General features: G+C 75.6%; 1 protein-coding gene. It reads right to left on the bottom strand.

The window, feature by feature from the left end; translation table 11 throughout:
• On the bottom strand, window positions 1-8,135 hold an 8,135-nt coding region (locus D7294_RS31370), incomplete at its 3' end, for a type I polyketide synthase (RefSeq protein WP_241562756.1).
• Window positions 8,136-8,225 lie beyond the last annotated feature (90 nt).

The raw sequence follows: 8,225 nt of genomic DNA, 5'->3' as shown, positions 1-8,225 counted from the left end.
ACCACCGCACGGCGATCGAACACCGACCGAGACGACACCAACGACCAGCCCACATCAACCGCAGCCACACCAGAGTCAGCCGCAAACGACCGCAACCGCTCCACCTGACCCGACAACGCAGCCTCGGTCTTGGCCGAGACGACCCAGGGCACGGCTCCGGTGAGCGGCCGCGGCGCCGTCTGCGGCTGCGCGGGGGCGGTGTCCGCCTGGTCCTCGCCGGTGGCGGGCTCTTCGTCGGGGGCCTGTTCGAGGATGACGTGGGCGTTGGTGCCGCTCACGCCGAAGGAGGAGACGCCCGCCCGGCGGGCCCTGCCCACCTCGGGCCAGGCGACCTGCTCCTGGAGCAGCCGGACCGCGCCGGCCTCCCAGTCGACGTGGGAGGAGGGGGTCTCCGCGTGGAGGGTCCTGGGCAGCAGGCCGTGCCGCAGCGCGAGGACCATCTTGATGATGCCGGCCACGCCCGCCGCGGCCTGGGTGTGCCCGAGGTTCGACTTGATGGAGCCGAGCCACAGGGGCTGGTCCTCGGGCCGGTCCTGGCCGTAGGTGGCGAGGAGGGCCTGCGCCTCGATCGGGTCCCCGAGGGAGGTGCCCGTGCCGTGCGCCTCGACCGCGTCCACGTCGGAGGTGGACAGGCCGGCCCCGGCCAGGGCCTGGCGGATCACCCGCTGCTGCGAGGGACCGTTCGGCGCCGTCAGCCCGTTCGACGCACCGTCCTGGTTCACCGCCGAGCCGCGCACCACCGCGAGGACCTGGTGGCCCTTGCGGCGGGCGTCGGACAGGCGCTCCACCACGACGACGCCGACGCCCTCGGACCAGCCGGTGCCGTTGGCCTCGTCCGAGAACGAGCGGCAGCGGCCGTCGGGGGACAGCGCGCCCTGGCGGGAGAGTTCGGGGAAGACCAGCGGCGTGGACATCACGGTGACGCCGCCGGCCAGGGCGAGGTCGCACTCGCCGCCGCGCAGGGCCTGGGCGGCCAGGTGGAGGGCGACCAGGGAGGAGGAGCAGGCGGTGTCCACGGACACGGCCGGGCCCTCGAAGCCGAAGGTGTAGGACAGGCGGCCGGAGAGGACGCTGGCCGAGAAGCCGGTGGCGCCGTGGCCTCCGGTGTCCATGCCGGTGTCGGCCACGAGGGTGGCGTAGTCCTGGCCGTTGGTGCCGGCGAAGACGCCGGTCTGGCTGCCGCGCAGCGACACCGGGTCGATCCCGGCCCGCTCCAGCGCCTCCCAGGAGGTCTCAAGCAGCAGCCGCTGCTGCGGGTCCATGGCGAGGGCCTCGCGGGGCGAGATGCCGAAGAAGACCGGGTCGAACTCGTCCTGCCCGTCGAGGAATCCGCCTTCCCTGGTGATGCTGCGGGTCTGGTCGCTCGCGCCCGGCCCGAAGAGCAGGTCGAGGTCCCAGCCGCGGTCGGTGGGGAAGCCGCCGATGCCCTCGCGGCCCTCGGCGAGGAACTGCCACAGCTCCTCGGGCGAGGAGACGCCGCCGGGGAAGCGGCAGGCCATGCCGACGATGGCGATGGGCTCCTCGCTGCGGCCGGCCGGGGCGGTCACGGCGAGGTCGCCGTGGCTGCCGAGGAGTTCCCTGGTCAGGTGGGCGGCGAGGCCGCGCGGCGTCGGGTAGTCGAAGGCGAGGCTGGCCGGCAGGGCGAGGCCGGTGGCCGCGGTCAGCTGGTTGCGGAGTTCGACGGCGGTGAGCGAGTCGAAGCCGAGGTCGCGGAACGCGCTGTCGATGCCGACCTGCCCGGCTCCCGCGTAGCCGAGGACGGCGGCGATCCTGGCGCGCACCAGGTCGAGCACGGCCGCCTCGCGTTCCTCCTCGGCGAGGGCGCCGAGGGTCCGCTGGAGTTCGGTCGGGGCGGACTCCGCCTCCCGGCGGGCGGCGGTGAGTTCCTCGGCGATGCGGCGGGCGCCGGGGAGTTCGAGGAGGGAGGGGCTGGGCCGCATGGTGAGCAGCCAGCGCAGCATCGCGGGCTGCCGCAGCCCGGCGACGATCGGGGCCGGGTGCGGCTCCGTGACGAGTTCGCGCAGGGCGGCGACGGCGAGTTCGGGCTCCATGAGTCCCGAGCCCTCGCGTTCGAGGACCTGGCTCATGCCGCTGTCGGCGGCCATGCCGGCTCCGGCCCAGGCGCCCCAGGCGACGGAGGTGGCCGCGAGTCCCCGGGCGCGGCGCCGCTGGGCGAGGGCGTCGAGGACGGCGTTGGCCGCGGCGTAGTTCGCCTGGCCCGGGTTGCCGACGGCGCCGGCGACGGAGGAGAACAGGACGAACGCGTCCAGGTTCAGGTCGCGCGTCAGCTCGTCCAGCACGGCCGCCGCGGTCACCTTGGAGGCGAACACGGGGGTGATGCGGTCGGGCGACAGCCCTTCGAGCACGCCGTCGGCGACCACGCCTGCGGTGTGCACCACCGCGGTCAGCGGGGTGTCCTCGGGGATGGCGGCCAGGACCTCGGCGACGGCCTCCCGGTCGGACGCGTCGCAGGCGGCGAGGGTGACCTCGGCGCCGAGGGCGGTGAGTTCCGCGCGGAGTTCCTCGGCGCCCGGGGCGGCGGGGCCGCGGCGGCTCAGCAGGACGAGGCGGGCGGCCCCGCGGGCGGCCAGGTCGCGGGCCACGTGGGCGCCGAGGGCGCCGGTGCCGCCGGTGATCAGCACGCTGCCCGTGGGCTCCCAGGGCTCCGCCTCGGTGGTGCGGGGCGCGGGCACGAGGCGCCGGGCGTGCAGGCCGGAGGCGCGGAGGGCGAGCTGGTCCTCGCCGTGCGCCCCGGTCAGCGCGTCGCGCAGCCGCTGGGCCGCCGGCGCGTCGAGTTCCGCGGGGAGGTCGAGCAACCCGCCCCAGCGGCCGGGCAGTTCCAGTCCCGCGACCCGGCCCAGGCCCCACACGCCGGCCTGCCGGGGGCTGGTCACCTCGTCGTCCTGGCCGGTGGTGACGGCGCCGCGGGTCAGCGCCCACACCGGCGCCTGAACCGCGGCGTCGCCGAGGGCCTGGAGCAGCAGCGTGGTGGCGGCGACGCCGGCGAGGTGGTCGGTGCCGTCGAGGGCGAGCAGCGAGACGACGCCGGTGAGGTCGCCGTGTTCCGCGGCGAGTGCGGCGATCGCGGCGGCGAGGCCGGCGCGGTCCAGGCCGTCGGCGCCCAGCCGGAGGGTGCCCTCGCCGAGGGCGGCGACGGCGCCGGGCAGCCCCTCCGCGTGGTCGGGGGCGGGGGTGACGACCAGCCAGGTGCCCGGCAGGGACGCGGCGGGGCGGGCGGGCTCGTGGGCCACCCGGACCCAGGTCTCCCTGAAACGCCAGGAGTTCACCGTGGTGCGGGCCTGGCGGCGGCTGCGCCAGGAGGACAGGGCGGGCAGCATGGCGCCGAGCGAGGAGCGTTCCGTTTCCCCGGCCAGGCCGAGTTCGCCGGCCAGCGAGTCCAGGTCGGCCTGTTCGACGGCCTGCCAGAACTCGGCGTCGACGAGTTCGCCGGTGGCCGTGTCGCCGGCCGCGGGCGGCTCGGGCCAGTAGCGGCTGCGCTGGAAGGCGTAGGTGGGCAGGTCCACGCGCCGGCCGCCGGTCTCGGCGAACAGCGGCGCCCAGTCCACCTGCGCCCCGGCCACGTGGAGCCGGGCCAGCGCGGTGACCACGGCGGTCTCCTCGTCGCGGTCGCGCCGCAGCGCGGGGACCGTCACGGCCTGCGGCAGGGTCTCGGCCGCCATCGCCGACAGCACGCCCTCGGGGCCGAGTTCGACGAGCGTCGTCACCCCGGCCTCCCCGAGGGCCCGCATCCCGTCGCCGAACCGGACGGCCTCGCGCACGTGCCGCACCCAGTACGCGGGCGTGCACAGCTCGTCGACCGTGGCGAGCCTGCCCGTCACGTTCGACACCACCGCGAGGCGCGGCTCGGCATACGACAGCCCGGCCACCACGGCGCGGAAGTCGTCCAGCATGGGGTCCATCAGCGGAGAGTGAAACGCATGGGACACCGACAAACGCCTAGTCTTCCGGCCTGCGTCCGCAAACTCGCCGGCCAGGGCGAGCACCGCGGCCTCGTCCCCGGAGACGACGACCGCCTCGGGGCCGTTCACCGCCGCAATCGACACGCCGTCGGTGAGCCGGGCGGTGACCTCCTCCTCGGTGGCCTGGACGGCGGCCATCGCGCCGCCCGGGGGCAGGGCCTGCATCAGCCGGGCCCTGGCGGCGACCAGGGCGCAGGCGTCGGCGAGCGAGAACACGCCGGCCACGTGGGCGGCGGCCACCTCGCCGATCGAGTGCCCGGCCACGAACTCCGGCCGCACGCCCCAGGATTCGACCAGCCGGTACAGGGCGACCTCGATGGCGAACAGCGCGGGCTGCGCCCAGCCGGTGTCGTTCAGCTCGGCGGCGTCCTCGCCCCACATGACCTCGCGCAGCGGCCGGTCGAGGAGGGTGTCGAACTCGGCGAGCGCCGCGTCCAGCGCGTCGGCGAACACGGGGAACCGCCCGTACAGTTCGCGGCCCATGCCGAGGCGCTGCGCGCCCTGCCCGGTGAACAGGGCGGCGAGTGAGCCCTCCTTCGCCACTCCCCTGGCGATCTCGGTGACGCCGTCGGCGGAGGCGAGGAGCACCGCGCGGTGCTCGAAGGCGGAGCGGGTGGTGGCCAGGGAGTAGCCGACGTCGAGCCGGTCGAGGCCGGGGTGGCGGGCCAGGAAGGCGTCGAGGCGGCCGAGTTGCGCGTCCAGGGCCTCCTGGCTGCGCCCGGACACCGGCCAGGGCACGACCGCGGCCGGGACGGCGGGCGTCGCCGGCGCGGGCGCCGGGGCGGGCTCGGGGGCCTGTTCGAGGATGACGTGGGCGTTGGTGCCCGAGACGCCGAAGGAGGAGACGCCGGCGCGGCGCGGGCGGTCCACCTCGGGCCAGGCGGCCTGTTCGGTCAGCAGCTCGACGGCGCCCGAGGTCCAGTCCACGTGGGTGGAGGGGGTGTCGACGTGCAGGGTCTTGGGCAGGATGCCGTGCCGCAGCGCCATCACCATCTTGATGACGCCGGCGACGCCGCCCGCGGACTGCGGGTGGCCGAGGTTGGACTTGATGGAGCCGACCAGCACGGGCCGTTCCCGGTCCTGCCCGTAGGTGGCGAGCAGGGCCTGGGCCTCGATGGGGTCGCCGAGGGTGGTGCCGGTGCCGTGCGCCTCGACGGCGTCCACGTCCCGGGTGGACAGGCCGGCGCCGGCCAGGGCCTGCCGGATGACGCGCTGCTGCGAGGGGCCGTTGGGGGCGGTCAGCCCGTTGCTGGCGCCGTCCTGGTTGACGGCGGAGCCGCGGACCAGGGCGAGGACCTGGTGGCCGTTGCGTTCGGCGTCGGAGAGGCGCTCCACGACGAGGACGCCGACGCCCTCGGACCAGCCGGTGCCGTCCGCGGCGTCGGAGAACGACTTGCAGCGGCCGTCGGGGGCCAGCCCGCCCTGCGAGGTGAAGGCGGAGAAGGCGCTCGGGGTGGACATGACGGCGACGCCGCCGGCCAGCGCCAGGTCGCACTCGCCGCCGCGCAGCGCCTGGGCCGCCAGGTGCAGCGCCACCAGGGAGGAGGAGCAGGCGGTGTCCACGGTGACGGCGGGCCCTTCGAGGCCCGCGGTGTAGGAGACGCGTCCGGAGATGACGCTGGCCACGGACGCGGTGGTCGCGTAGACGCTGGAGACGCCGCTCTCGCTGCCGGGCAGGTCGTGGTAGTCCTGCCCGGTGGTGCCCATGAAGACGCCGGTCTGGCTGCCGCGCAGCGACTGCGGGTCGATGCCGGCGCGCTCGATGGCCTCCCAGGAGGTTTCCAGCACGAGCCGCTGCTGCGGGTCCATGGCCATGGCCTCGCGCGGCGAGATGCCGAAGAAGCCGGCGTCGAAGTCGGCCACGTCGGTGAGGAAGCCGCCCTCGAAGGTGGCGCTGGCGAGGGAGTCGAGGTCCCAGCCGCGGTCGGTGGGGAAGTGGGAGATGGCGTCGGTGCCCTCCAGGACGAGCTGCCACAGCTGTTCCGGCGTGCTGACGCCGCCGGGGTAGCGGCAGGCCATGCCGACGATGGCGATCGGGTCGTCCGCGACGGAGGGCAGGTCCCTGGTGGGTGCCGCGGCCTCGGTCCCGGCCTCGCCGCCGAGCAGTTCGCCGACGAGGTGTGCGGCGAGTTCCCGCGGCGTGGGGTAGTCGAAGACGAGCGAGGCGGGCAGCGCCAGGCCGGTGGCGGCCTTGAGCCGGTTGCGGAGTTCGACGGCCATGACGGAGTCGAAGCCGACCTCGCGGAAGGCGCGGCCCGCGGGCAGGTCGGCCTCCGACTCGAAGCCGAGGGTCCTGGCGGCCTCGCCGCGGATCAGGTCGAGGACGGCCCGGGTCCGCTCGGTTCCCGGCATGGCGGCGAGGCGCCGCGCGAACTCGGCTTCGCCGCCCGCGGTTTCGGCGTCCCGTTCGGGTTCGGCGAGGGCCTCGCGGACCTCGGGGATGCCGGTCAGGAGGGGGCTGGGGCGTTCGGCGGTGAAGCTGGGCGCGAACCTGGACCAGTCGGTGTGGGTCACCGTCAGGAAGGTCAGGTCCTCGTCGAGGGCCTGCTGCATCGCGTCCAGCGCCAGGCCGGGCTCCATGGACAGCAGGCCGCGGCGGATGAGCTGGTCGGCCATGACCGGGTCGGTGGCCATGCCGGCCTCGGCCCAGGCGCCCCAGGCGATCGAGGTGGCGGTGAGGCCCCGGCCGCGCCGGTACTCGGCCAGCGCGTTGAGGAAGGCGTTGCCGGCCGCGTAGCCGGGCTGCCCCCCACTGCCCCAGATCGCCGCCCCGGAGGAGAACAGCACGAACGCATCCAGGTCCATGCCCTCCGTCAGCTCGTGCAGGTGCCGGCCCGCGGTCATCTTCGAGCGCAGGAGGGCGCCGAGCTGGTCCAGGGACAGGTCCGCGAGGGGTGCGTCGCCGGCGCCGACGCCGGCGGCGTGCACCACGGCCCGCAGCGGAACCTCCGCCGGAATGCCCGCGATCACCCCCGCCAGGGCCTCCCGGTCACCCACGTCACACGCCGCCACCGTCACCCGGCCACCGGCCGCCACCAGCTCGTCCCGCAACTCCGCGGCACCCGGCGCCTCCAGGCCACGGCGACTGACCAGCACCACGTGCTCGGCCCCCCGCTCCACCGCCCAACGCGCCACAAACCCACCAAGACCACCGGTACCACCCGTGATCAGCACCGTCCCCGACGGCACCCAGCCACCCGGACGCTTCACCACCCCCACCGGCAACCGCACCAGACGACGACCGAACACCCCAGAAGAGCGCACGGCCACCTGATCCTCGCCCCGGGCGTCTGCCAGAACAGCCCGCAGCCGCTGCCCCGCACGGGCATCGAACTCCACCGGCAGATCCAGCAAGCCACCCCAACGGGCCGGCATCTCCAGCGCCGCCACCCGGCCCATACCCCACAGAGCCGCAAGACCCGGCTCGGTCACCCGGTCGGCGCGGCCGACGGAGACCGCTCCCCTGGTCACCCACCACACGGGGGCGGTGACGGCGGCGTCGCCCAGCGCCTGGGCGACCGTCAGGGACAGGGCCAGGCCGTCCGGCACGTCGCCGGCCGCGGCCTCGGGCTGCCCGGCCGCCAGGCCGACGAGGGAGACGACGCCCGCGAACGGGGTCTCGGGGAGCGCGGCGAACCGGGCGGCGAGGGCGGCCCGGTCGGCGGTCTCCGCCTCCACCGGCGTGGCCTCCGCGCCCAGTTCGGACACCACCGAGGCCAGCCAGGCGTCCTCGCGCCAGCCCCGGGGCACCACCACGAGCCACGGGCCGGCCGGCCCGGCCGCGGCGGTGGTGCCGCCCAGCGGCACCCAGGTGTCGGCGTAGCGCCAGGACTCCACGGCCGAACGGGCCCGGCGCCGCTCCCGCCAGGCCGACAGGGTCGGCAGGACGGCGCCCAGGGAGGCGCGTTCGCCGTCGTCGGCCACGCCGAGTTCGGAGACGAGGGAGTCGAGGTCGGCCCGTTCGACGGCCTCCCAGAAGCTCGTGTCCACGGGGTCGGCGGTGGTGGTCGTGGTCGCTTCGGTGGGCTTGGGCCAGTAACGCTGGTGGTCGAAGGCGTAGGTCGGCAGGTCCACCCGCACCGCACCGGAACCGGCGAACAGCGCCCCCCACTCCACCCGCACCCCGGCCACCCACGCCTCCGCCAGCGACCGCACAAACCGCGCCGGGCCACCCTCACCCCGCCGCAACGACCCCACCGTCACACCCTCAACACCCACACCCTCCAACGTCTGCTCCGCACCCAC

The organism is Streptomyces hoynatensis, assembly GCF_003626535.1.
Lineage (GTDB): Bacteria > Actinomycetota > Actinomycetes > Streptomycetales > Streptomycetaceae > Streptomyces > Streptomyces hoynatensis.
Note: the sequence above shows the minus strand (reverse complement) of the source record. Positions and strands in the feature narration are given on the sequence as shown.